Annotated in this window: 28 protein-coding genes and 1 pseudogene; 7 read left to right on the top strand and 22 right to left on the bottom strand. The window is 30.8% G+C overall.

What is annotated here, in order from left to right; genetic code table 11:
- Positions 1–15: 15 nt before the first annotated feature.
- The 6 genes from ABEY15_RS22395 to ABEY15_RS22370 all read right to left on the bottom strand — a co-directional run bounded on the left by ABEY15_RS22395 (position 16) and on the right by ABEY15_RS22370 (position 7,423).
- On the bottom strand, positions 16–1,143 hold the full coding sequence (locus ABEY15_RS22395) for a Ger(x)C family spore germination protein (protein WP_429892219.1): 1,128 nt from the start codon (positions 1,141–1,143) through the stop codon (positions 16–18).
- Positions 1,133–2,236, bottom strand: a complete 1,104-nt coding sequence (locus ABEY15_RS22390; RefSeq protein ID WP_429892217.1) for a GerAB/ArcD/ProY family transporter — start codon at positions 2,234–2,236, stop codon at positions 1,133–1,135. The genes ABEY15_RS22395 and ABEY15_RS22390 overlap by 11 nt, the downstream gene beginning before the upstream one ends.
- The gene (locus ABEY15_RS22385; protein ID WP_429892216.1) at positions 2,226–3,722 is read right to left on the bottom strand and encodes a spore germination protein; all 1,497 of its coding nucleotides are present in this window, start codon (positions 3,720–3,722) and stop codon (positions 2,226–2,228) included. Before ABEY15_RS22385 ends, ABEY15_RS22390 begins: the two co-directional genes overlap by 11 nt.
- A 175-nt stretch (positions 3,723–3,897) precedes the next feature.
- Positions 3,898–5,748 (bottom strand): PTS fructose transporter subunit IIABC, encoded by a 1,851-nt coding sequence (locus ABEY15_RS22380; protein ID WP_429892215.1) that lies wholly within the window; start codon positions 5,746–5,748, stop codon positions 3,898–3,900.
- Positions 5,749–5,759: 11 nt separating this feature from the next.
- Positions 5,760–6,671 (bottom strand): 1-phosphofructokinase, encoded by a 912-nt coding sequence (gene pfkB / locus ABEY15_RS22375; protein WP_429892214.1) that lies wholly within the window; start codon positions 6,669–6,671, stop codon positions 5,760–5,762.
- The gene (locus ABEY15_RS22370) at positions 6,668–7,423 is read right to left on the bottom strand and encodes a DeoR/GlpR family DNA-binding transcription regulator (RefSeq protein WP_429892212.1); all 756 of its coding nucleotides are present in this window, start codon (positions 7,421–7,423) and stop codon (positions 6,668–6,670) included. Before ABEY15_RS22370 ends, pfkB begins: the two co-directional genes overlap by 4 nt.
- 297 nt (positions 7,424–7,720) lie before the next feature.
- Between ABEY15_RS22370 and ABEY15_RS22365 the strand changes: the two genes are divergently transcribed.
- Positions 7,721–8,203 carry a DinB family protein gene (locus ABEY15_RS22365; protein WP_429892211.1) on the top strand — a complete coding sequence of 161 codons (483 nt, stop codon included), beginning with the start codon at positions 7,721–7,723 and terminating at the stop codon, positions 8,201–8,203.
- Between the two features lie 281 nt (positions 8,204–8,484).
- Here the strand turns inward: ABEY15_RS22365 and ABEY15_RS22360 are convergent, their stop codons facing one another.
- Both ABEY15_RS22360 and ABEY15_RS22355 read right to left on the bottom strand, forming a co-directional pair.
- Positions 8,485–9,276, bottom strand: coding sequence for a DUF4931 domain-containing protein (locus ABEY15_RS22360; protein WP_429892210.1), 792 nt, complete (start codon positions 9,274–9,276; stop codon positions 8,485–8,487).
- 39 nt (positions 9,277–9,315) lie between these two features.
- A complete protein-coding gene (locus tag ABEY15_RS22355; protein WP_429892209.1) occupies positions 9,316–10,320 on the bottom strand; it encodes a phosphotransferase in 1,005 nt (334 codons plus the stop codon).
- Between the two features lie 275 nt (positions 10,321–10,595).
- Here ABEY15_RS22355 and ABEY15_RS22350 point away from each other — a divergent pair, with 275 nt between their 5' ends.
- Positions 10,596–10,748, top strand: a complete 153-nt coding sequence (locus ABEY15_RS22350; protein WP_082459321.1) for a YpzG family protein — start codon at positions 10,596–10,598, stop codon at positions 10,746–10,748.
- A gap of 214 nt (positions 10,749–10,962) precedes the next feature.
- Here the strand turns inward: ABEY15_RS22350 and ABEY15_RS22345 are convergent, their stop codons facing one another.
- The 5 genes from ABEY15_RS22345 to ABEY15_RS22325 all read right to left on the bottom strand — a co-directional run bounded on the left by ABEY15_RS22345 (position 10,963) and on the right by ABEY15_RS22325 (position 13,156).
- Positions 10,963–11,094: a DUF4023 domain-containing protein gene (locus ABEY15_RS22345; protein ID WP_056466015.1), complete on the bottom strand. Its 132-nt coding sequence runs from the start codon at positions 11,092–11,094 to the stop codon at positions 10,963–10,965.
- An 81-nt stretch (positions 11,095–11,175) separates the two neighbouring features.
- Positions 11,176–11,499, bottom strand: coding sequence for a DUF2085 domain-containing protein (locus tag ABEY15_RS22340; protein ID WP_429892208.1), 324 nt, complete (start codon positions 11,497–11,499; stop codon positions 11,176–11,178).
- 14 nt (positions 11,500–11,513) lie between these two features.
- Positions 11,514–11,738 (bottom strand): hypothetical protein, encoded by a 225-nt coding sequence (locus ABEY15_RS22335; RefSeq protein ID WP_429892206.1) that lies wholly within the window; start codon positions 11,736–11,738, stop codon positions 11,514–11,516.
- Positions 11,739–11,924: 186 nt separating this feature from the next.
- Complete coding sequence (locus ABEY15_RS22330; RefSeq protein ID WP_429892205.1) at positions 11,925–12,221, bottom strand: hypothetical protein; 297 nt, start codon at positions 12,219–12,221, stop codon at positions 11,925–11,927.
- A gap of 179 nt (positions 12,222–12,400) precedes the next feature.
- Positions 12,401–13,156, bottom strand: coding sequence for a sporulation protein (locus ABEY15_RS22325; RefSeq protein WP_429892204.1), 756 nt, complete (start codon positions 13,154–13,156; stop codon positions 12,401–12,403).
- A 201-nt stretch (positions 13,157–13,357) separates the two neighbouring features.
- Here ABEY15_RS22325 and ABEY15_RS22320 point away from each other — a divergent pair, with 201 nt between their 5' ends.
- A complete protein-coding gene (locus tag ABEY15_RS22320) occupies positions 13,358–13,798 on the top strand; it encodes a cupredoxin domain-containing protein (protein ID WP_429892203.1) in 441 nt (146 codons plus the stop codon).
- 120 nt (positions 13,799–13,918) lie between these two features.
- Here the strand turns inward: ABEY15_RS22320 and ABEY15_RS22315 are convergent, their stop codons facing one another.
- Positions 13,919–14,299, bottom strand: a complete 381-nt coding sequence (locus ABEY15_RS22315) for a FixH family protein (RefSeq protein ID WP_429892202.1) — start codon at positions 14,297–14,299, stop codon at positions 13,919–13,921.
- 198 nt (positions 14,300–14,497) lie between these two features.
- On the opposite strand from ABEY15_RS22315, the gene ABEY15_RS22310 reads away from it, so the two are divergent.
- On the top strand, positions 14,498–14,962 hold the full coding sequence (locus tag ABEY15_RS22310; RefSeq protein WP_429892201.1) for a hypothetical protein: 465 nt from the start codon (positions 14,498–14,500) through the stop codon (positions 14,960–14,962).
- A 214-nt stretch (positions 14,963–15,176) separates the two neighbouring features.
- Here the strand turns inward: ABEY15_RS22310 and ABEY15_RS22305 are convergent, their stop codons facing one another.
- From ABEY15_RS22305 to ABEY15_RS22295, 3 genes and pseudogenes are all read right to left on the bottom strand, one after another.
- Positions 15,177–15,329, bottom strand: a complete 153-nt coding sequence (locus tag ABEY15_RS22305; RefSeq protein WP_429892200.1) for a hypothetical protein — start codon at positions 15,327–15,329, stop codon at positions 15,177–15,179.
- Between the two features lie 341 nt (positions 15,330–15,670).
- Positions 15,671–16,523, bottom strand: a pseudogene (locus ABEY15_RS22300) (alpha/beta fold hydrolase).
- A 116-nt stretch (positions 16,524–16,639) separates the two neighbouring features.
- Entirely contained in the window at positions 16,640–17,104 is a 465-nt protein-coding gene (locus ABEY15_RS22295; protein ID WP_429892199.1) for a GNAT family N-acetyltransferase, read from the bottom strand.
- 216 nt (positions 17,105–17,320) lie between these two features.
- On the opposite strand from ABEY15_RS22295, the gene ABEY15_RS22290 reads away from it, so the two are divergent.
- Together ABEY15_RS22290 and ABEY15_RS22285 are read left to right on the top strand one after the other, a co-directional pair.
- Positions 17,321–18,148 (top strand): 5'-nucleotidase, lipoprotein e(P4) family, encoded by an 828-nt coding sequence (locus tag ABEY15_RS22290; protein WP_429892198.1) that lies wholly within the window; start codon positions 17,321–17,323, stop codon positions 18,146–18,148.
- A gap of 471 nt (positions 18,149–18,619) precedes the next feature.
- A complete protein-coding gene (locus tag ABEY15_RS22285; protein ID WP_429892197.1) occupies positions 18,620–19,267 on the top strand; it encodes a 2OG-Fe(II) oxygenase in 648 nt (215 codons plus the stop codon).
- Between the two features lie 711 nt (positions 19,268–19,978).
- Here the strand turns inward: ABEY15_RS22285 and ABEY15_RS22280 are convergent.
- A complete protein-coding gene (locus ABEY15_RS22280; protein ID WP_429892196.1) occupies positions 19,979–20,848 on the bottom strand; it encodes a proline iminopeptidase-family hydrolase in 870 nt (289 codons plus the stop codon).
- A gap of 44 nt (positions 20,849–20,892) precedes the next feature.
- Positions 20,893–21,132 carry a hypothetical protein gene (locus ABEY15_RS22275; RefSeq protein WP_429892195.1) on the bottom strand — a complete coding sequence of 80 codons (240 nt, stop codon included), beginning with the start codon at positions 21,130–21,132 and terminating at the stop codon, positions 20,893–20,895.
- 314 nt (positions 21,133–21,446) lie between these two features.
- On the opposite strand from ABEY15_RS22275, the gene ABEY15_RS22270 reads away from it, so the two are divergent.
- Entirely contained in the window at positions 21,447–22,307 is an 861-nt protein-coding gene (locus tag ABEY15_RS22270) for an alpha/beta fold hydrolase (protein ID WP_429892194.1), read from the top strand.
- A 107-nt stretch (positions 22,308–22,414) separates the two neighbouring features.
- Here ABEY15_RS22270 and ABEY15_RS22265 read toward each other — a convergent pair whose 3' ends face one another.
- The 3 genes from ABEY15_RS22265 to ABEY15_RS22255 all read right to left on the bottom strand — a co-directional run bounded on the left by ABEY15_RS22265 (position 22,415) and on the right by ABEY15_RS22255 (position 25,277).
- On the bottom strand, positions 22,415–23,014 hold the full coding sequence (locus tag ABEY15_RS22265) for a response regulator (protein WP_429892192.1): 600 nt from the start codon (positions 23,012–23,014) through the stop codon (positions 22,415–22,417).
- Positions 23,011–24,147: a sensor histidine kinase gene (locus ABEY15_RS22260; protein WP_429892191.1), complete on the bottom strand. Its 1,137-nt coding sequence runs from the start codon at positions 24,145–24,147 to the stop codon at positions 23,011–23,013. Before ABEY15_RS22260 ends, ABEY15_RS22265 begins: the two co-directional genes overlap by 4 nt.
- 104 nt (positions 24,148–24,251) lie before the next feature.
- On the bottom strand, positions 24,252–25,277 hold the full coding sequence (locus ABEY15_RS22255) for a fatty acid desaturase (protein ID WP_429892190.1): 1,026 nt from the start codon (positions 25,275–25,277) through the stop codon (positions 24,252–24,254).
- Positions 25,278–25,602 lie beyond the last annotated feature (325 nt).

The raw sequence follows: 25,602 nt of genomic DNA, 5'->3' as shown, positions 1-25,602 counted from the left end.
AATGGATGGTTTTTCTTATTTTAAGATACCTGTTCCGACAATTTTCACTTCAACTTTTGGTATAATTGTAATTTTAGTATAGTCTTTGTTCCAATCTAGTTTTTTCCATAAGTCTGGATGAAATGAAATTAACTGTCTGCCAATTCCTAAAGCATCACAATGTGATTCTTGAACTGTTTTAATGATTTTTTCAGCTTTTTTTGTTAATTGATTTGAAATACTTTTATTTAACTTATCAATTTCTTTTTTGGAGTCTAATTCATCATGTGCGTACTCAAGTGTATCAACGTCTAGTTTTAGATTTAAATTTACGGTTATTTTATTATCTTTTGAAACTTTAATTTTCATATTTGGCTTATTTTTTTTCACTTGAATCGTTATATACCGTTCCCTAATATCTTTTTCTTTCGGACTAACTTCCATATTAAATCTTGCGTACTTCTTCATTTGATTTTTTAATAAAAGTAACATAGTAGGTTCGTCCGCTAAAAGATTATACCCTGTATATTTGTGATTGTGAAATAATGCTACACCAGATATATTGATCAATTTATCATCATCTTTTTCAATTAGTGGTAAAAAAATATCTTCACCTGGGTCGAACATAATTGTACAGATCGATTGAACATTTTCAATCGGAACCATCGTATGGCTTTCAGCGTTAGTTACTAGATCCAAAATTTCTTCACTTACAAGAGTTTCCTCTACTTTGCTTAGTTTTAAAATGTCTTCCGCTCGGCCCTTAGTAATAATAACTTTAGCCCCTAATGAACTTCTTGGGTCTCTATATACAATATCGAATATAGGATAAATATCCTGTTTAGACAATTCATCTCCAAGTAATAAAACCCTTGTTTTATTTGTAGCATAATCACCTGCTACTTTTCGAGTAACTTTTATTCTTGCATCACTTGGTGTTTTTCCGCTAGCATTAATAATGACATTTGTTGTTTTAACTTGGGTAGGATCACTTCCACCTTGGCTATTTGTTTTTATGACTGCGGTTACTTGTAAATTATTATCCTCTGCTAAATCATATCCTGCACTATAAACTAGTCTAGATTCCTTAAGTAGTCTTTGATCCCAACAACTTGTTAAAGGTAAAAGACATATTAGCGAGATAAGTACTATTTTATACTTCATATAAATTACCAAGTTCTTTCTTTTTTCTAATAAACGAAACAATTAATAAAATTAAAGGGATAAGAAAGATAAATAAATAACTTGTAAAAGAAAGAAATGTCCCAAATTTCATTATAAATTCTTCACTTTGTGGTATAAAAAAGCAGATAATCGCTAATATAAGTCCCGTAAACATAGTTGTTTTACTATGGTTTTTAAATTTTAAAAGTTTACTGATTCCAAAACTAGTTAAATATAAATAAGTCACAAATGATGTTAAAATTGGTACAACCCATATGGAGAGAAAAACTAGATCTAATCTTTCAATTACTTCATAAGATAATGATTTTAATAAATATAAAATTGGCTCGGGAACAATTGCAATTTCTGCATTACTAAAACTCATATAACTTGTAATTAAAAAAAATGTATATAAAAGGCTTACAAAACTAATGGAAATTGTTCCAGCTTTTAAAATTTTGTTTGGGCTTCCTTTTATATACGGAAATAATACTAATATGAACTCAAATCCCATCATTGAGATTAGCGCATCGTGAGCTCCAAGAAGGATGTTTTTAACACCCGCCTGTCCAATTGGAAATAAATAGCGATAATTTACATTATTATAAGAACAAAATTCAAAGAAAATTAAAAATAAAATTAAAATACAAACGAAAGTAAAAAATCGTGCGATAACTTTCATATTTTCTTTTGCTAAATAAACCCCTGTACTAACTATAAATATGATTAATACAAAAGGTGGAGTAAATGTAAGAATCCATCTTTTAAGCACTGCAATGGTGATGATTACGACATAAATCGCAACAATAAAGAAAAATAAGATATAAAGATACGAAATGACAATCCCAATATATTTACCAACTATTTTCGTTGAATATTCATAGATCGTATCTTTCGGAAATCTCGTATTAAGCATCCACATTATTAGTAATAGAAAAAACACCCCAACCCCAGCAACTAATGTTGACATCCAACCATCGTGATCTGCATGTTTATGGACTACATATGGTAGTGAAAGTAATCCTACACCAATCTGAGCTTGAATGATGACGAATGTAAATTGTGATATTGAAAGCATCTTTTCATTTTTCATCATTTTCCCATCCTCTAGAATTATTTTCTCGTTTAAATTTCTTTGGTAAAGGTGAAAATGGTCTTTTTTTCATTATCCATTGTGGAACGCGTACAACTGTATCTTTTAGATCGGATTTTCTAAATGGTGCAAATGGTGCGAAATATGGTGACCCAAACGATTCGAGTTTACATAGATGGATTAGGATAATACTAAGTCCAAAAACAATTCCTATTAATCCTATTAATGATGCTGCAAACATTAGTGGAAATCCAAGCAAGCGGACAGAGGTTCCGATTTCATTGTCTGGTACTACAAATGATGCAATTGCTGTAAGTGAAATGACGACAATCATCGTATTTGAAACTAAATTTGCCTGTACGACTGCTGTTCCAATTACTAAACCACCTACCACACCTAATGTTTGTGCAATTGGATTCGGTAGTCTAATAGCAGATTCTCTAAGTAATTCTAATGTTATTTGCATTCCTAGGGCTTCAATTAATGGAGGATATGGAACGTTTTCTAATGAGCTTTTTACATTAAACACTAGGTCAATTGGAATAATTTCAAAGTGAAAAGAAACTAATGCAATATATAATGCCGGTAATGAAATAGCAATTAAAAAACTAACCAATCTTAAAATACGAGCAAATGATGCGACCATCCATCGGCTATTATAGTCATCTGGTGATTGATAAAATGTGAAAAAAGTAATTGGTAAAACAAGTGCTGAAGGGCTACCATCTGTTAAAATAGCAACCTTTCCTTCCATTAAATTTCCCGCTATGCGGTCAGATCGCTCAGTTGTTAATACTTGCGGAAAAGGTGAATATGGGTCATCTTCTATAAATTCCTCGAGATTACCTGGTGAATGGACATAATCAACATTTATATATGAAAGTCTTCTATGGACTTCTTTAACTAACTCCTCATTTGCAATCGTATCAATATATAAGACTGCTAATCGTGTGTCAGATTCAACCCCTAATGATAAAGTTTTTACAACAAGATTAGGATTACTAATTCTACGTCTTATTTGATTAATATTTGTCAATATACATTCAACTAATCCGTCATGAGAGCCCCTGATCGTTTGCTCACTACTAGGCTGTTGAATTGATCTATTTTGAAAGGAAGTAGTTTCTAATATAAATACAGTTTTTTCATTTTCTGTAAAAATGAGTGTGTTTCCTTTTACAATACTGAGAATACATTCATCAAATGAATCCGAACTTTTAACATCATTGATTGATACTGTATTCGGAATCGTATCCTTTGGATTATTAATAATTTGTTGAATGATTTGGACTTCAAGAGATTCTCTACCTACAATTGTACTAATATAGACAACTACAATCTTTTTATTATGAAACATTAAATGTCTAATTGTTAAATCACTCGTATTTATTAATGATTTCTTGACACTCTCTACATTACGATCCAAATTGCCACTAATTTCGATTATTGAACCTCGATTATTTTGGTTATGTTTATTAGAACGCATTATGCATTTCACCTAATTTCCAAACTCATACAATAAATTAGATTTATTTTGCGTTAAATTATGGTTATTATTCACTTGGAAGTTCCAGTATTTGTAAAACTGTTAACAAAAAATAAAAAAGACGACCCTATAAGTCAAAGTATTGACTTATAGATCGCCTTTTTGTTGTACTTAATTATTCATTTACTCTTTTTTTCCAAATTCCAAGCATGATCGCTGTGATGATTGAGCCAATTAATATAGCTAGTAAATACAATACTGGTTTATTTACTAACGGAATAACAAATGCTCCACCATGTGGGGCAGGTAATGTAATACCAAATGACATTGCAAGTCCACCTGCGATTGAAGAACCTACAACAGAACTTACAATTACCCTTACTGGGTCTGCAGCAGCAAATGGTATCGCTCCTTCTGTTATAAAAGAAATCCCCATAACATAGTTTGTAATACCTGATTTGCGTTCCATTTCAGTGAACTTCGATTTGAAAAGTGTAGTAGCTAAAGCAATACCTAATGGAGGTACCATACCACCTGCCATTACAGCAGCATGTGGTGCAAAATTATTTGCTGCAATTGCAGCTATACCAAATGTGAATGCAGCTTTATTGATAGGTCCACCCATATCTACTGCCATCATTCCACCAAGAATTAATCCTAACAATACAGCGTTTCCACCATTTAAACTACTTAACCAATGAGTTAAAGCTGAATTTAAATAAGTTACAGGAGGATTAACGACTAATTCCATTAAAATACCAGTAATTAATAATCCAAATACTGGATATAATAGAACCGGCTTAATACCTTCTAATGATTTTGGTAACTTAGAAAATACTTTCTTTAGTCCAAGTACAACATAACCAGCTAAGAAACCTGCAATTAAACCACCTAAGAATCCCGCTCCAGCACTTGAAGCTAAAAATCCACCAACTACCCCTGGTACAAATCCAGGTCGATCGGCAATCGAACTTGCAATAAAACCAGCTAATATAGGAACTAAATAACTAAAAGCACCTGTTCCTCCAATTTTCATTAGTAATTCAGCAACAGGACCTTTTGTATGAATTCCTCCAAAAGCAAATGCTAACGCTATTAGAATTCCCCCACCAACTACAAAAGGTAACATATTACTTACACCATTCATTAAGTGCTTGTAAATTCCCGAACCTTGATTCGTTGAAGAACTGCCACCACCATTATGATTAGCATGAAAAATTGGTGCATCTTGTTTAACAGCTCTTTCAAGTAATTCCTTTGACTTGCGAATTCCATCTGCTACTGGAACTTGGATTACATGCTTTCCATCAAAGCGATTTACTTCAACTTGTTTATCCGCCGCTACGATAATAGCTGCTGCTCTATTAATCTCGTCTTTTGTTAATTCATTTTTTATCCCTGTTGATCCATTCGTTTCAACTTTTAAATCAATATTTAATTCTCTTGCTTTTGCCTTTAAAGCATCTGCCGCCATATAAGTGTGAGCAATACCTGTTGGACATGCAGTTACTGCAAGGACTAGTGGACGTGATGAATCTTCTATAACTGTTTCTTCATTTTCATCATTTAACGATTTTTCTTTTTGATCGATTAACTGAATAATTTCATTTGCATCATTTGCACTTAATAAAGAGCCCCGAAATTCATCATCCATTAATAGTGAAGATAATCTAGATAATGTTTCTAAATGCGCATTATTTGCGCCTTCACTAGCTGCAATCATAAAAAATAAGTGAGCCGGTTGACCATCAAGTGATTCATAATCAACCCCATCTTTTGAGCGACCAAATGCAATTGCAGGAGTGTTAACCGCCGCAGTTTTAGCATGTGGAATTGCAATTCCTTCTCCTATACCTGTTGTGCTTTGACCTTCACGTGTTAAAATCGCTTCTTTAAATTTTTGTTTATCGTTTAATTTCCCTGACTGATCTAAAACTTGAATTAATTCATCAATTACTGACATTTTTGATGATGAATTCAAATCAATGAGAACTGTATCTATTTTTAATAATTCTGTGATTCTCATAGTTCGCCCCCCTAACCTTTTTCAATCTTTACTTGATTAAGTAATTCTTCAATTTTCTCTCTTTTTGTTAAATCCTCTGAAAAAGCGGTAGCACTACCTGATGCTACACCTACTTTAAATGCAGTTTCAATATTATTTGTTTTTACATAAGTACCAATAAAACCAGCCACAAGTGAATCACCTGCACCGACTGAATTAATTACTTCTCCCTTTGGAACATTTGATACATAAACGGAAGACTCAGTTATAAGAATCGCTCCATCACCTGCGAACGATATTCCTACATTTTGAGCACCCATTTCAACTAACTTTTTACCGTACGGGATTGCTTGTTCAATGGAAGTAATTTTGACATCAAATAAGTCACCTAATTCATGATGATTTGGCTTGATAAAAAATGGACGATGTTTAACCACATCTAAAAGTACTTTTCCACTTGCATCTACAATGATATGAATTCCATTTTCTTGTCCCCAAAAAGTCAATTGTTCATATAAATCAGATGGTAATGTATTAGGGATATTACCAGCTAATACAACATAATCACCTTTTTTAATTTGTTTTAATTTATAAAAAAATTGATCTAATTTTTCCTCGGAAATTGCAGGTCCTTGTCCGTTAATTTCAGTTTCTAATTGAGATTTTAATTTTATGTTAATTCTAGAATCGCCTTCCACTTGAACAAAGTCAGATGTAACTCTTTCATTTCCCAAGACATTTTTAATAAAATCTCCTGTAAATCCTCCTACGAAACCAAGTGCTATGCTTTCGACATCTAATCTTTTCAAAACTCTAGAAACATTAATTCCTTTACCACCAGGAAATTTATTTTCCCTTTTCATTCGATTAATTTTTCCTAACCCGATATCGTCTACTTCAACGATGTAATCAATTGAAGGATTAAGTGTTACTGTATAAATCATGATTTCACTACCTTTATCAAAGATGTTTTTTCCTCAAATTGTTTGGCTAGTACATCATCTATTTCGTCCGTTAAAATAATCGCTTCTTCAATTTCACCAATCTTCGCAAAACTTGTTTCACCAAATTTACTGTAATCAGCTATGATAAATACTTTCTCTGAAATAGAGATTGCTGTTTTCTTTACAAACGCCTCTTCAGGATCTGGCGTAGTATAGCCAAATCGAGGATGGATACCATTCGCCCCAATAAAACATTTATCAAACCGATAATTCTTTAAACTTTCAGAAGCCATACTTCCAATCAACGCTTTTGTATGCCCTTTCATTTTTCCACCTATAAGATATGCGGACACTTCATTTTCGAAAAGAGCTTCAACATGCATTAATCCATTCGTAACGACTGTTACATCTAACCCCTTTAATAAAGGAATCATTTCGAATGTAGTACTACCAGCATCTAAATATATACAATCGCCTTCATTAATTTGAGCTACTGCAAGCCCGGCGATTAATTTTTTACTTTGAACGTTTTTGGTTGTTTTTTCAGTCATACTTAATTCAGTGGCTTTGCTATTGATTGAAGCTGCTCCACCATGAACTCTTTTTAAGAGATTAAGAGACTCAAGCTCAACTAAATCACGACGTATTGTGGATTCAGAAGTATTTGTCGCCTCTACGATATCCCTTAATTTCACAATACCCATTCTTTTGATCATCTCTATTATGAATTGTTGTCTTTCCGGAGTTAACATAGAATTCATCCTTTCATAAAACCAAGTATAAGACACAAAAAATAAAAAATCAATCATTTTCTTCCAAAAACGCTCAATAACAACCTAAACCATTCAAAATCATTCAAAATCGCTCAAATTTGTAAAAATTTACAAGCTACATTAAACTAAAAATAAGAATTTAAATTTGTTTTTTATATTATTTCTTATGATTACTCATAATATTTATCTAAATAAGTAATACTCAATTTTTAGATTCATAGAGTCTGTTAAAAAATTTTGGTTTACGATTATTAATATAGAAATGGGGAAAATCTTTTGAAGGAAAATATCCAAATTCGTGAAGAACTGATGGAAGTTATTGATCATTTAACAGATGAACAGTTAAATAAAAAGGTAAATAATGAAAAATGGTCCATTATTCAAGTTCTAGAACATTTATACTTAATGGAATCTAAATTAGTAAAGCTAATGACACGTATATTTAATGAAGCACCTAGTGAAGTTATACAAGATAAGCCAATTCACCTAGCAATTGATCGTACTAAAAAAATAACCTCTCCACCTCATTTTGAACCAACTGATCAATTCATTACTAAAAAAGAAATGACTGAGAAATTGAACCAATCTAGAAGATCACTACATGAATTTGTTGAACTAACTAAAGATCATAAATTAGATGATAAAGGCATACCTCATCCGATTTTTGGACAAATCAATTTAAAACAATGGATACCTTTTATAGGTGTTCATGAAAAACGTCATATTGAGCAAATTAGAGAATTAAAAAACGAATTATAAATTATTAAGCTATAGAAACTTCGACGTTGATTGTACTCCAAATGATAATTGATTTTCATAACTTCCTTTTATTAAGGATAATTGCTTATTGAGTATCGGATATACGGGAAGGCTGAGACCCCGCAGACTCGCCGAGGAGGCTATATCATCTCGCCCCACGGAAAGTGAGCATCCTATAATGGAAATTAACATCACTCTAATCCTTTTACGAAAATTTGATAATAAGTGAACAATTTTGTTTTCAACAACGTGAAAAAGAGCTTACAACGCGTAAGCTCTTTTTAAATTAAAGATAATGCCTCTAATTCTTTTTGGTAAAGACTAAGTATTTGATCTTTATGTACTTCTAACTGATTAGACACTTGAGAAATTGAATAACCGATAAATAATGGCGATACAACAAATCTAGGAATAATTTTACATATAATTTTCCCCTTCCATTTATAAAAGAATAAATTATAGCTTTGAAGTCCTTTATAAAAATGGTTAAGTAAATAATGTGTAACCGTTTGTAAGTAGACAGACATTTGTGGAATAAATTCCTCATCATCAATAAGAATATTGAATTCTCTAAATCCCATAATTGGATGAATAGAAATGTTTAATTCATATCCTTTACCCGACGAAATTGTAATCCCCTCGAAATACACATCTGTTACCTTTTTGTTGTAATCAATATTTTTTAATCCAACAATTTGCATATGCGGATGACTTAGTGTTCCCCCTGATAATGGGCCATGATTTTTATATAAAATAACAGATTTGTATTCTCCTGTCGATTCCATTTCATTCCATTTATCAATTGCAAAGGCTAATAATTCTGTCAAATGTATTAAAGAATATTTCGAAGGATCTCCTTCACAATCTTCGCTTTCAATAATAACAGTTTGAAACGTATCTTCTAATGTTGGATATTTATTTTTCAAATAAATAATCGAACCAGATGTATCGATAATATCCGTTAAGTTTTCACGATCACAGAATGGGCATTTAACTTCTTTATTTTTAATACTATCAGGTTTTTTTACACCTATATCCATTTTAAATTGTAAGACCTCATTTTGAATATCCATCCCGGTTTCCCCTTTGAAAAAAGTATATTAACAATGTCTTTAAATTAATAACGCCTTTAATTCTTTCCATCTTCTTAAATAATAATCTAAATGCGGTTTTAATTTATTTTCATCTGTATTGATTAAATTTAAAGTTTTTCGATAGAATCCCCAATTTATGCACCCAGATAGCCAAAGTAATGAAGAAAGTCGATTAATATGCTCTGTTCTAATTTGAAAATGGTCACAATATTTATTCATAAATTTTCCAACTAAATTCTTTGACATGTCGACTGATGTATTCTCACTTGTTTTTGAATACCATTTAATTAACCACGCCAACCCTTCAATTCGGTCAACATAAGTAATCGATTCAAAATCAACAATTCCTTTTATTGTTAGATCCTCATTATCCCAAATAATATTTAGTGGATTCAAATCTGACTGAATAATAAATTCAAATTGATCAGTTTGTGCATTGTTTATATGCAGTTTAGTCAATTCTAAGTAATCACTTAGTAATGTTTTATTTTTTTTCAGAATATCTTTTGAATTTAATTCAACCATAAGCCTATTCACAAAACCTTCATAGGCAATTAAATGTGATTTTTTAGAAAAAGAATTACATTTAATTTGAGCCGCAGTCTCATGAAAACTAGCCGCCATAATTCCAACTTTTTCAGTTATCGTATGATTAAAGTTAGTAATATGAATTCCATCTATCCATTTAAATAATATAAAACGATACGATTGATTATCAATTAAAACGCTCAAAAAACGTTCATTCTTTCTAGATTTAACAATATGCATAAATGGAATTCTATTTTCAACTAATAATTCTGTGAATTTTATTTGTTCTTCTATTATTTCATCTGAAAGTTCACCAAAAAATTCATTATTTGAGCGATGTTTACTAATAAATCTAGCTGAATAAGCTTTGTTGTTAACTAGAATTTTAAAATGCTTATCATTATGCCAATTTTGTATGTTTAAGTCTTTAACAATTTCAATTGATTTAACTGATAATGAATATTTTTTTAGTATGTTTATTAGTAATTTTTCCATCTTTTAAATCCTTTCAATTCAAAATATTTATTTTAAACTTAAAGGAATTCAATAAAATTTATACAAATCCTTCAAAAAATTAACTATGGTAAAATTTATTGTTTTACTATTAACAATGGTATCTTTAATAAACAATCCCTGAGTTTCAAAGTGCTAAATCGATATTTAATTTAATGTATTTAAATAGTATCTTTTTCAACTTATTTTCAAATACTAACTACGATATTCAATTGAATATCGAAAATATCCTATAATATCTAAGAGGTGAATCAAACATGAACTCCAAAAATCATTTAGATCCACATTCTCAGAAATTTGTTCATAATTGGACAAGGGCTAAGCGTTCAGCATCTCAAGTGAACGGTAATACGATGATGTCTCAGCCAAACCTTATCTTGAAAACTAACACAAAGGCCCACAGTCTGTAACAAAAAGGATATTTAAAAATATAAGGAAGAAGACATTGTGTCTTCTTTCTTATTTAATTTTGCTGATTAAATTTATTAATGACAATAATTATATAATATATTTTCAGCATCGTTCTTATTTTTAAATAGAATTTTGAATGAACGCAAATTATTTATTATATTTAATATATAAAAAAAGCCATGACTATAGCCACAGCTTCATGCTTTTTTAATTTTATTTATTTGTTCCATGTTGCTTAGTAGGTAGTTTTTCATTTGGAGTTCCATTACCTTGGTGTTCTTTATTTTTTTGGTCTTTTCTCTGTTTTTCATGTAATTTTTCGACAAATTCATGTGTATCTTCCATTTTTTAATCCTCCTTAGTAAAGAATCTAAATGTTACTTTAACCAATCAAGTAGGAAAAAATTCATTAGCATGATATAGAAGTTACATAAGAATTTTTATCAAAAATAAAACAGACTTTACAATCAAGATTGTTTGAGCAATTCCAAATAAGAATCCTGTTAAGAAACGTAAGAAATTAGTACTTTCTCTCCATTTCCATTTCTGTGTATAACCATCAATTAATAACGGAGTCATTAAAATAGGAATGTACCACCAAAATATAAATGATGAGATCATAAATAGAAATGGAAGAAACAAATAACCCACAAGGATGGCAGTACACCTTGCACAGAGTGGAAAAGTATAAGAACCTATATGAAACGACCTTTCTTGCTTACGATGACATGGAAACCAATTTAAAATCAAAATTAATCCCCCTATTAGCTTGGACAATCTGGGCTACAATCACAATCAGGTGCACAATCAGGTGTGCAATCAGGCATGTGATGATGACAATCAGGGATGTGATGATGACAATCAGGGATGTCACAATCTGGTATAAAACCAAAATCACCACAATCACACCAATCGAATCCCCTATTCTGTCTTCTCCGCTCATAGTAAATAATCATTATAATTCCAAAAACGATACTTGCACTAATCAATATTAGTCCTTTTACTAAAAAACCCTTTATAATTAAAACGATTCCTAGAATAAGAAGAATGAAAAAACCACTGATTAAGAAAAAGACCAACTTTACCACTCTTTCTTAAAAATAATGAAAGACTAACCTGATGTTAGTCTTGTTCTTAAAAACAGACATATAATTATATCTTACCTATAAATCCTTCTATTTAGAACGTTGAGTTGCTGCACCAATTAAAATAAAAATGGCTGATAGAATATGCATAATCATACCTAATACCGGTATCCATGCAAGACAAGAAGTAACGATCCCAAAAATATTTCCACTAGCAGAGACACCAGCCTTTTTTGCTAACACGAGTGTAATAATGTGGAGGATTAAAGCTATAAATAACGGCGTATAACCAAAACCAATAACGATCGAACCACCTAAAACAGGTATCCCGAGTAATGCTTCAAAACCACCCGAAATCCATTTCAAATTTTTTACGTTAGATTTCATAAAATCTCCTTTTCAACATAAAAATGTTAATTTTTTCTAATAAATATTATTGTATTCGATAAATTCTTTTACGGATAGTTTTTATTATAAATTCCATTTAAATTCAGTCTAAAGAATGAGAATTTCAGATAGTGTAAAAATTAAAAAGCAAGAGACAAAAACTCTCTCTTACTTTTTTATCAGTTATATTGTTGTAAAAACGCCCTAAGCGAATTTGCAATTGATTGTACATCATGGAGTTGCTCATTTCTAAAACTAAGAGACGTTTTCTTTTCATCTAATCCGAATGACTCCTGTAGTAAACCTGTTAAACCACGAAATGAACCAGCTTTATCTACTGCTATCATCATAAACAGTCCATCTTTATTGGGTTCGATCATACATTCAATTTCATCAAATCGCCATTCTCTTTTAGAGCTTGGAACAAACTCCCACTCTTGATAGAATCGACCATTTTGAGCCTCCACCTCGACCTGACGTAAACGAAAGCCAAGAATTTTAAATGCTTCTACAAAGTTTGCTAATTCTTCATGTGCATGAACCTTTAAGAAATCAGTATCTGTTGGGTCTATACTTAAATCGATATCTAAATCAGTCTCAATCCAAACTTGGCCATGTCTTATTGTAATCGGTGTGTAAAATGGCAATTGGAACGAAAAAGGAATAACTTTTTCTTCATTCGCTTCAATTTTCATTTTGCCGGATACACGTTCTTCATGTAATTGAATTTTAACGTTTACCTCATCGTCTCCACTTTTCTTTTTAGCATAAGACTTTAATTTAAGCCCAATATGATTAATTTCTTGTGCAACTGAACCACCTTTAATTTCAACTACACCTTCAACATTTTTTCCTGGATATAAATCTTTAGTATGAATAATTGTATCTACCGAAGCTGCTCCAATTCCTAGTCTAGCTAGTACTTTTTTAAACATCAGATCCCCTCCAAAAAAATTACTACATTTCCATTATATAGTAGATTACCATTCTTGAATAATCCAAATTTAGTAATTATTCCCTTCTATACATTATGAATGAAAGAAATAATTATGAAACTTATGAAAGTAGAATTATTAGACAAGTTATCAATAGGATAAGCATATTTTATAATATGAAATTATTTTTGGAGGTGTCTTATGCACTTTATTTTTATTAAGAAAAAATGGTTATTAATTTGCTTTCTCCTTGTAGTGATTGGATTAAGTGGTTGGTATTACTTAACACCAAATTCAGTTCAGACTGCAGTAGGGCAGCAACACGTAAAAACAATAGACATCGATATGATTACAGCCGAATTCAGTACAAAGCTAGATGATGGAACGGAATTAGAAGCTTATAGATGGGATCCAGGTACAATAGTTATCGAAAAAAACCAAAAAGTAAATTTAAAAATTCATGGATTAAACGGAAAAGAACATAGTTTCCATATCGAAGGAACAAATACCACGGGTGTAGTTGTCAAAGGTAAAACGACTGAAGTACCTTTATTCTTTAAAAAAGAAGGTACATACCGATTAATTTGTGATACACATTCTCATGACGGGGCACCAATGATTGGTTATATTGTTGTAGATTAATTATTTAATAACAGAAGCAGGTAAACCAATTTGGCTTAAATGGACAACCAATTGTATTTCAAAAAAAGATAGTAAAAATAGTCTAGCTTACTAAATTTACTATCTTTTTCTTATTCTTGTTTATTTAATTGATACTTTACGTTCATTTTCACCCTTTTTTAAAGTAATTTGTTTACTCCAAGTACCTTCCATTGGGAGTTCCAAGCTCACTTCATATATACCTGTATTTATTTTCTTCATACTCGCTTCAACATGATGATTCATACTTTTCATTTCCATTTTAAAATTAATCGAATCTACATCAACTTCTTTTCCATCTGAATCTACTAAATTTACTTGATACACATGTGTATGGTTTTTATTTGTTAAATTTTTTTCGTTAATTGATAATTGAATATGATCTAAAAAAGGACTCGATTTAACTTCAGCCTTTTTTCCACAACCAGAACAAACTAGTAAAATACATAACATAGTTATGAATATGTAAAAGAATTTCTTCATTAACATCACTCCTTTTTAGATAAAATCCTCACCCTTACTTTACTTAAAAAGGTTAATTAAATTTGTGATAATTCTGTGAAAGGATAAATAAAAATAAAATTATTCTTATCTCATTCATACAATTAAGCTTTTTCAACATATAATTGAACGTTATAACTCAAACAACTAAGGATCCTACATAGGGAGGAGTTTAACTTAATGTTCTTAGAATGGGCTAGCATTGTCTTAACTGTTCTACTTTCATCATATGTCATCATAATCGCAAATAGAAAAAAAGAAAAACTTTCTTGTACAGCTGGAAAAATGATTAGTATGACGAATTCAATGATGACAAGTGTCACCGTAGGTACAATCTTTGGTATTTTTTTTCGGAATACAGATTTGACGATTCCTACAATTATTTCAATGACTGCAGGCATATTAATAGGATACTTAACAGGTAAACCTTTATCATTAATGGCTGTACTAGAAGGTATAACTGCGGGAATTATGGGTGGAATGATGGGAGCCATGCTTGGCATTATGCTACAGGAAACATATTTAAACATATTAATCTATTTTATAGATGTTGTTTTTGTATTAGTTACAATCCTATTAATTAAAGTAATTGATCAAGAAGTTAGCAAATTCAATAAAAATGAAAAATCTCTCCAATCAATTTAATCATTAAATTAGCCTACCTATTTTAATTTAGGTAGGCTAACATATTTTAGTAAAAACATTAAATACGATCCAATCGAGTTGTATCGCAAAGTACTTCAAATTCCAACTCTTTCTCTTCACCAAAATTAATAATCGTTAAACTTGTTCCGTGGACATAAGGTAGATCCCATAATTTTTCAATTGGTGCTTGTTAACAACTTTAGTCATTCATAAATTATTCCTTAACTTGTTTTTCTTCTCTTCGTTCATATAATATACCTGCGATTAAGGCAAGTAAAACATTTGTTATTAACAATGGACTAAATCCAGAGCCACAAACTAATGATAAAAAAGATGCAATAATAACGAAAAGGACTCGCAAATTCATTTTGTATTCTCCTTAAATGAAAAGTTAATTAATTTTAGACATATTTAAGACTATTTTATATTAAAAATATTTTACCATGAATTAACCATTTTCTAACAATTCAAAAAAAAAAAAAAACGATTCATTTGAATCGCTTTGGAATCATGATTGGGTTGATTATTAATTATATTTACTGTTTTACTTAGTTTAGTAAAAAATCTTCTGTCGCTTCCCCATTCGTATACTTACTAACTTAATTTATCTAGGGTATAAAAAGGATGAAAGCAATCATTAAATTGCTCTAAATTATTTGTACTTATTTTGACTTCATTTTATACATTTTTTCAACTTCTACAGTAGATTTAGACAAGCGTTTTTTTAGTAAATTGTTTTACTTCCATAAAAAACAATTCCTTCTCTTCTAAAAATGGATAATGATTACTTTCACTTAAAATGACTAATTTCGAATTTTCAATTCCTTCAGCCATTTCTTCTGAATATTCGATTGGACACTGTACATCATGTTTGCCACAAATGATTAAAGTTGGACAGCTTATTAATGCTAACTTTTTTTGTTACATCGTAAATTTGATATTCTCGATTAAAATAATTAAGTCGAATTGCAGACATTTTTTTAGAGATTGGTAAATTAAAATAGTCATGATATCGTTCAGGCTTATGTAAAGATAGCTTTGTCCGCTCAATTGATAGAGATTTTCTTTCTGCATTAGACAATTCATTACTTTTTAATCTTTCAATTAATTCTTGCATGTTATTAAATTGCGGATGAGCCCTGTTATAAATACAGTTTTTTGAAAATGTTGCATAGTCTCTTGCTGCAGCACCAACAATAATATTATGATTTAAAGAATTTGAAAAATAGATCCCATAAATGATTCCAATCATTCCACCAGTAGAATGTCCAGCAAAATTCCAGGATGAATAACCTAACGTTTTCCTAATTTCTTCTAAATCAAATATTGTTTCTAACATACTTAATTCATAAGGAAAATGTGCTTTTTCAGAATTACCCGTTTCTCTTAAATTTATTAAAAATACTTTAAATAATTTAGTAAATGAATTAGCAAAATAATCTCCTGTTTCATTAAACTCAGAGTAATTATGTGTGACACATAAAGGCTCTCCCACACCTTTACAAAATACTTCAAATGTACCTCGTTTCGTATTAATAAGTCTTCGTTCCCATTTCTCCATAGCGTAAAAACCCCTACTTTTTGACATACCCTACTATTTCTTGAAAATAGGTACTAATTCCTATCATTTTAAAAATTGTTCACATATTATTCAAAATTAATCATACGTAAATTCAGTTATCTCTGAACAATATAATACCAAACTGCTTCTTCACCAAAGTAGTCACCAGTCGGATTAAATCCGGATTGCTTATATAAATTCATAGCTAATTTATTATCTTTATGAACTGTTAAGCGAATTTCATTGCATTGCTGAAATTTATTCACAATCCATTTTATCATTTCAGCAAATGCTAATTTACCATAACCTTTACCCTGAAACTGTTTATCAATTAAAAACCCATTTATCCAATAACTATTTGTTGTATGTTCTTCATAAGCATGCATAATAAATCCGACCATTTTCTGATCATCATAAATGGCAAATGGGATATATTCCACATTTTTGCCATCTGGTTTTATATATACTTTTGCAATGGATACTGCAACCGAAGGAACAAAATCCAATTGTTCTCTATCTACTTCAAGTTTTAATGCTTCTTCCCAATTTTCTCTTGTTACGATTTCTAAATGAATAGTCATCGATAACCTCCCTTAAACTTAAATTTAAATCCCTTATATCATATCATTTTCTTTACTAAATTCAGAAATTTCCGAAATTACGGTAAATGAAATTTTTAATTAAAGGCGAATATTTTTTAGTCTTTAGGTAATAACAACCTTGAAAAGCAATTTTTCATATTTACTACCTAATTTTTATTTAGCTAGTACATTTAATATATATGAAAGGAAATTATTATGAAAAAAATCGTTATTATTCTCTCTATCTTATTTGCATTTGCATTTGGTTCATTAGCTGGCATCGGTTTTAGTAAAGCTGAATTTGCAAGAAGCACACAAGAACATAATGTTATGTCTACTAATTGGTTTCAATCCTCTGCGGAAAACAAGGCTTTGCAAATTCAAATTTATAATCAGGCAAAAGAAGAGCTTGCTGAAACAATGGTTAAAAAGAAAGCAAGTGATAAATTAAATAAAAAAGCGAAACCAGCCGCAGTTGTTTTAGACATTGATGAAACAATCCTTGATAATTCCCCTGATACTGCTTGGTCCATTAAAAATAATACTTCTTACCCACAAGGCTGGGATGAATGGATCCATATGGCAAAAGCTGATTTAATTCCAGGTGCAAAAGATTTCTTGCTAGCAGCGAAAAAAATGAATGTAGATGTTTTTTATCTTACAAATCGTCCTGAAAAAACACGAGATGACACAATTAAAAATTTGAATTTACATGGATTACCGAATGTTGACTCAAAACACTTATTTTTAAAAACAGATACAGCTCAAAAAGGACCGAGACAATCAGAGATTGCAAAAACTCATGAAATTGTTATGTTAGTAGGCGATAATTCAAACGATTTATCAGATATTTTTTATAAAGCGGATTTGAAAACTCGAAAAGATAATGTCGATAAAATTGCAAAGGACCTAGGTATAAAGTATATCCAATTACCAAATCCGATGTATGGAGACTGGGAAGATGCGATTTATCATTACAAAATGTCAAAAACTGCAGATGAAAAAGCAGTCGATCGATATAAGGCTTTGCACCCAATGAAATAGATACCTTACTAAGGTTAGATGAGCTAGTTTTAGCTTATCTGACCTTTTTTCTTTATTAAACATCTAACATTTAATTGAATAATTACTATTTTCATATGATTAAATTATATCATTTCTTGTTTTATTTAACTCAAACATAAGCCCCTTATGATCAATATTATTGGTTTTCAACACATAAAATCCGACAAAACTCCAGTATTTCCACAATTAAAATACTCTAAATTAATTTTCAAAATTTTCTTTAGACATTTGTCTGATAGGCTTTGGTTTAAGCAGGAAAATGCCAATACAATGAGGAATTTATTCTTAAACCAAATTTTTTGTCTAAGGATATTGTAGCCTTGATTCAACAGTCTAAATTTCAGTTTTTTCTTTTCTACAAAAATGATTTACGAAATTTGTTCAAAGCAATAATCTCAGCAATTTTTCCTAGGATTTGTATTAATGAAATATACAAGGAGATGTGACAAAATGTTAGAAGTAGGAAATTTAAAAGAAACCGAACAAACCATTTTTAATCATATTGGCCCGATTATCCAAACAATTGATCGCGAGATTGAGATAATTACTCGGAAAGAGGAACCATTAGTGGTCTTACTTGATAATGTTTTAAGTGATGAAGAATGTGACGAGTTAATCAACCATGCAAAGTTACGCATGAAACGATCAAAAATTGGATTAACTCATGAGGAAAATGAGATGCGAACAAGTAGTGGTATGTTTTTTGAGGAAAGTGAAACGGAACTTATTAAACGCATTGAAAATCGAATCGAAACGATCATGAATATTCCAATCGAACATGCAGAACCATTACAAGTTCTTCATTACGAACCAGGCCAGCAGTATAAACCACATTTCGATTACTTTTCTAATCATCGGACAAAAAATAATAGGATTAGTACACTCATTCTTTATTTAAATGATGTGGAAGAAGGCGGAGAAACGATTTTTCCTACACTTAATTATTCTGTCGCCGCAAAAAAAGGCACTGCTTTATACTTTGAATATTTTTATCAGGATGAAGCAATCAATGAACTAACGATTCATGCAGGTAGCCCTGTTATTAGTGGAGAAAAATGGGTTGCGACTCAGTGGATGAGGCGACAACGTATTCGCTAGAATTAATAAAATAAATAGATTATTTAATAGAATATTTGCATCTTTAGGACCTAATATTTCAGATAATTCTAATAATATTTGGTCCTATTTTATGTAAGTTCTTTTCCTTTTTGCTTTTTCAGTATCTTATGAGATATTTTATTCCAATTTTTTTCTATTATTTACTCATGACACTCTATGAGGTACTACTGAACACTTTTTTTCTTTTTTTCTTCCTCATGAACACCCTATAAGGTACTATAGATCAATTTTTCCCTTTTTAACTTCTTCATGAACACTCTATGAGGTACTATAGATCAATTTTTCCCTTTTTAACTTCCTCATGAACACTCTATGAGGTACTACTGAACACTTTTTTCCTTTTTTCCTTCCTCATGAACACTCTATGAGGTACTACACAACACTTTTTTTCTTTTTTACTTCCTCATGAACACTCTATGAGGTACTATAGATCAATTTTTCCCTTTTTAACTTCCTCATGAACACTCTATGAGGTACTACAGAATACTTTTTTTCTTTTTTACTTCCTCATGAACACCCTATGAGGTAACAAATCTCACTTTTTTCCTTTTTTACTTCCTCATGAACACCCTAAAAGTTACTAAAAATCACCCTTTCCCTTTCCAGCTACCCGTCCCCCCACCACTAACTAAATCCACCATAAAAAAAAAAAACGCAAGGTATCAACCTTACGTTTCACAATTTAAATGTTTATTCAACTTCCTTCAAAAAGCTTTCAACTACTCGTATATACTCTTCTGGTTCTTCTATGTATGGCATATGTGCACTTTGCTCATATTCGTGGAATTTTCCATTAGGCGTTAGCTCGCTGAAATATTCTGTTGATTTAGGCGTTGCTTCATCGTATCTACCGCAAGTATACAATGTAGGGATTTGGATGTCTTTTAATTTTGAAGTGCAGTCAAAATCCTTTAAGTTTCCAGTTACATGAAACTCGGATGGTCCCCACATAATATTGTATACTTCTGGATTTCTGTAGTGTTTTCCTTTTTTAAGGAATTCTGGATATGGATCTAATCTGCAAACAAAATGCTTATTAAATACAGCGTTGGCATTTTTGTATTCCTCTGAATCAGTTGTTCCATTTTCTTCGCACTTTATTAATGTTTCTTGTACATCAAGCGGGAGTAGTTTTCGATTTCGATGCTGATCCTCAGCCCATAATGGGGCGCTTAAACAAGGACTTGAAAAGATTATACTTTTTACTCCATCTGGGCTCGATAAATAATAAGCAGCAGCAAGTGTTGTTCCCCATGAATGACCGAGTATATGAAACTCATCAAGCGAAAGTGCTTCTCGGATTTGCGCTAATTCTTCAACGAATCTATCAATATTCCATAAAGAAGTATCTGTTGGACGGTCAGACTTTCCACAGCCTAACTGATCATAAAAAATTACTGGGCGATCTTCTGCTAATACGTGTAGACCTTGCATGGAATAATGCGATGATCCAGGTCCTCCATGTAAAACAACAACAGGGGTTTTAGATGAATTTTTATTATGAAACTGATACCATACCTTCCCGCCTGTTACTTCAATAAAACCTTCAATCACATTCATTTATTTCTCTCCTTTTCATTCAAAACAGTATATTAATACCCATCTCAAACATTGGTTTTTTTGATGATGAAAGCGAGTGCTAATGGAATTATTGGAAGAAATACAACCAACTTAAACCAATTCTCTGCGCCACCAAAATATAGTGTTGGTAGAATTAATGCAACTCCGCTCACTACTAATGATTTCCACGATTTTTTCCATAGTCCCAAAACTAAAAGAATGAATCCAGTACTAAATAACAACCAAAAGATTAACCCTACCCAGTAAAATCCAGCATGTTCCATTAAATCACACCTTAGTCGGTTTTATGTAATACAGGAAAGTTTATTTAACGATCATTCCGATAAAAAATAAACAATAGGTATTATTTCATGCTTGGCTAAATTTCTATATTTATCTGAATTTTACCACATTTTTATTTTAAATTGAAAAACATTATGTAATTACGTTAATCTTTACCCGAATGTAATAAAGTGATTAAAACCGTTATTTTAAATTAAACAGCCTTATTCAAAGAATTTGCGAATAGTCATGAATTATTATGAGATGAAATAATATAGGAATGTAAGGCATTTAAAAGCCAATGGGGGCGATTAAATTGGCATATGTAGAACTTGATTCTCATACAAAGCTCTATTATGAAGATCACGGAGAAGGTCAAACTGTTATTTTTGTTCATGGAGTTATGATGAGTAGTAAGTTTTTTCATAAGCAAGTACCGTATTTTAGTAAAAATTATCGCGTCATTACGTTAGACTTACGAGCACATGGGAAGTCCTCAAAAGTTCAATATGGGCATACAGTTGCACAGTACGCTCGTGATTTAAAATGTTTTATAGAAAAACTAGATTTAAAGGATGTAATTTTAGTAGGTTGGTCAATGGGAGCTTTTGTTTTGTGGGATTATGTTAATCAATTTGGGAGTAAAAATATTAAGGCGCTAACAGTTGTTGATCAATCTGCATCCGATTATATATGGCCAGATTGGGAGTTTGGAGCATTTGATTTTACGATTTTAAAAAATGTAATGCAATCTATCCAAGAAGATCAGAACAAATTTAATAGCGATTTTATATATGGTATGTATATGGATCAACCTGATCCAAAAGAACATAAATGGATACTAAAAGAAATGAATAAATTACCTGCAGCGATTGCAAGTACAATAGTATTTAATCAAACGGCTGTAGATTATCGGGATACTCTTCGTAATGTTGATATTCCAACATTAATTTGTTTTGGTAGTCATGGATTTTTTCCATTAGCCGCTGGTGAGTTTATTCAAAAAAATATAAAAGGTTCAAAATTTGTTCCATTTTATAATAGTAGTCATCTTTTATTTTTGGAAGAAACAGATAAGTTCAATCAGGAACTAGACGAATTTTTTAAGGAAGTACAAAAATCTGGAAAAGGAAAAATAAAATCTAGAAAAAAAGAAAAAAGAAAAGCAGGAAACTAAATGGTGAACAAGGAATGCAGGATTTAGGCCTAAAAGGATTGAAAAATTTTGTTTTTAATTCTTTCCCAACCTGCTTTTCTTGTTTTTTATTCTTCCTGCCATTAACTTCACTTAAACCAACCTTTTTCTTTTGATTGTTTTATAGCTTCGATTCTATTTTTAACTTCTAATTTGTCCAAAATCATAGATATATAATTTCTAACTGTTCCTGTTTTTAGACTCAATTCATCCGCAATTTCTTGTGTGTTCTTACCATCCGCTACTAGTTCTAAAACTTCTTTCTCTCGGTCAGTTAACGGATTTTCTTCTGCGTAAACATCATCCATAAGTTCCGGAGCATAGATTCTCTTCCCGGCAATAATACTTCTAATTGAGCTTGCTAACTCTTCACTTGGACTATCCTTTAATAAATAGCCCTTTACACCCGCTTTTAATGCTCTTTGAAAATAACCAGATCTAGCAAAAGTTGTTAATATAATTACTTTACAATCTAAAGGTTTTAATTCTTCTGCGGCCTCAAGTCCAGTTTTACCAGGCATTTCAATATCCATTATACAAATATCAGGTTGAAATCGCTTGACTAGTTTAACTGCTTCTTCTCCGTTTGATGCTTGACCAACAACTTCCATATCATCTTCTAGATTAAGTAAAGAACCAAGTGCACCTAATAGCATTCGTTGGTCTTCAGCAATTACAATCCTAATCATACTAGTTCCTCCACTTCAATTTGTTTTACATCGATTGGAACTTTCATAATTAAAGTCATTCCGTTTTCACAGTTTACCTCTAATGTTCCATTCACAAATTCGAGTCGTTCCTTCATTCCAATTAACCCATAACCAGTTGTAAATTTTTCTGATTTACAACCAACTCCATTATCTATTACCGAAAAAATTATTTCATTTTTCATTTGTTTAATTGATATTTTACATAAAGTGGCATTACTATGTTTTACTACATTTGTTACGGCTTCTTTTAAGCACATACTGACAATATTTTCTGTAAGTAAGGAAACATTTGAAAGTTGAAAGTTTTCGTTACATTCAACTATAATTTCAGCCGCATGTAGAATTTGCTTAATCCTTATTAGTTCATCTTTAATCCGAATCCCTCTCATTTGAGAAACGATTTTTCGAACCTCATTTAAAGCTGTTCTGGCCGTTTGTTGTACATCCTTTAATTCATTTTGAGCTAAATCTGGATCCTTTGTAATTAACTTTCTAGCTAAGTCACTTTTTAAGCCAATCAGTGAAAGTTTTTGACCTAGTGTATCATGTAAATCACGAGCAATTCTTTGACGTTCTTCTAGTTTTACTAGATCTGATATACGTTTATTAGCATCTACTAACTTTTCTTCCAATTGCCCTCTTTCATTTCGACTGTAAAGACTAAATGGTAATAAAATAACGCTAATCCAAGTAATGATAATAAATGGAAGCTGCCTAATTATTAATTCTTCTTGAAGGATAATCGTGATGTTGATTGATATTGTAGTAATGACTAAATGAAGGATATATAAAGTTAAAAATGTAGCTCGATTTTTTCTCTTTCCAATCATATAAGCTATAAAAAATGCAAAATATACATAGCTAAAAAGTATATTCATTGAAGTGGATATGATGATTAAGATTGATGACCATAGAAAAATTGACCATCCTTTAGATATGTACGCCAATCGATAGATTATAAAAAATGATATTGTTAGTAAAATTCCTATTATGATTCTTAAAGTGGAATGAGCAGAAAGAAAAATAAAATAAAATGGCGAAATTCCTAAAACTGTCCAAATATATGGTGAGATTCCGGTACTTTTTAGGAAAACTAAATATCTTTTAAACATAAATTTACCTCATTATTCAAACGATTTGTGACCTACTTTAACAATCTTATCATACTTAAGCAAAGTTAATCTTTATAAAAATGCAAATAAAATACATCAAAAGTTCAGACAGTGTCTGAACTTTCGCGATTTACTTTATAGATTGATTTTATATCTTTAAATCCTACAAATTGCTTTGTTTCTTCATGCCATAATCTGAATTTTAAAGACGTTAAACTTGTTTTTAGTGTAATTGTCGGTACATTTTGTAATGGAAGCGTATTATTATGAACGGTCTCTAAATTATAATTCGGTACTCTTGGACTTAAATGATGAACATGGTGGTATCCAATATTACCAGTAATCCATTGCAATAATTTTGGAAGTTTATAAAAAGAGCTTCCTTCAACCGCTGCTTTTACATATTCCCAATTCGCATCTTCTTCAAAATAAGTGTCTTCAAATTGGTGCTGTACATAGAAAAGCCAAATTCCTAATACTGCCGAAATGAAAAAGATCGGACCTTCCACTAATAAATAATTTTCCCAACCTATTGTATAGCAAAATAAAGCTGAAACCCCAACAATTAAGATATTAGTTAAATAAGTGTTTAGTCTTTCTTTTAATTTTGCATTTTTCGTATTGAATCGATTTGAAATTAATACGATATAAATTGGTCCTAAACCAAACATGATTAATGGATTACGATATAGACGATATTGTATTTTTGTCCAGAACGGTGCTGCAACGTACTCTTCAACAGTTAAAACCCACATATCTCCAATTCCACGCTTATCTAAATTACCACTTGTCGCATGGTGGATTGAATGACTATGCTTCCACTGGCTAAAAGGAAATAAAGTAACAACGCCTGTAATTGTGCCAAGAACTTTATTTGCTGTTTTATTCTTAAAAAATGATTGATGACAACAATCATGGAAGATGATAAATATCCTTATTAAGAATAGTGCAGCAACTATATCAATAAAGATCGTTAATACTACTGAAATAGATATACTTTTATAAGCAAGATACCACAAAAATATAAATGGAATAAAAGTATTAATCATTTGCCAAATACTAGCTTTTAAATTTGATTTTTCATAAGGAATAATTTGCTTTCGTAAACTCTTTTGATTTTCTTTTGACATTTAGAAGTTCCTTCCTAATGTTGTAACTTTTCATTATTATATTATCCTAATTATATAAGTTAATTTTGCTAGTGGTAGTAGCAGGCGTCATATGAAAAAGATGACAAATGTCATATTTAATTAAACGCTTACTTTCAATACTTGCTTCTATAAAGACACATTAATTAGAATGTTTAATTTTCTGGTAAATATTATAGTTTTTTCATGAAAAAAAGTAATACTCAAATAGTATTACTTTTTCACGCTGTTGAAAAACAAGATTATCAATTAAATTACCAAATTTTCGTAAAAGGAGTAGAGTGATGCTGATTTCCACTACAGGATG

Origin of the sequence: Gottfriedia acidiceleris (assembly GCF_050457485.1) — a bacterium.
Taxonomy (GTDB): domain Bacteria; phylum Bacillota; class Bacilli; order Bacillales; family Bacillaceae_G; genus Gottfriedia; species Gottfriedia acidiceleris_D.
Note: the sequence above shows the minus strand (reverse complement) of the source record. Positions and strands in the feature narration are given on the sequence as shown.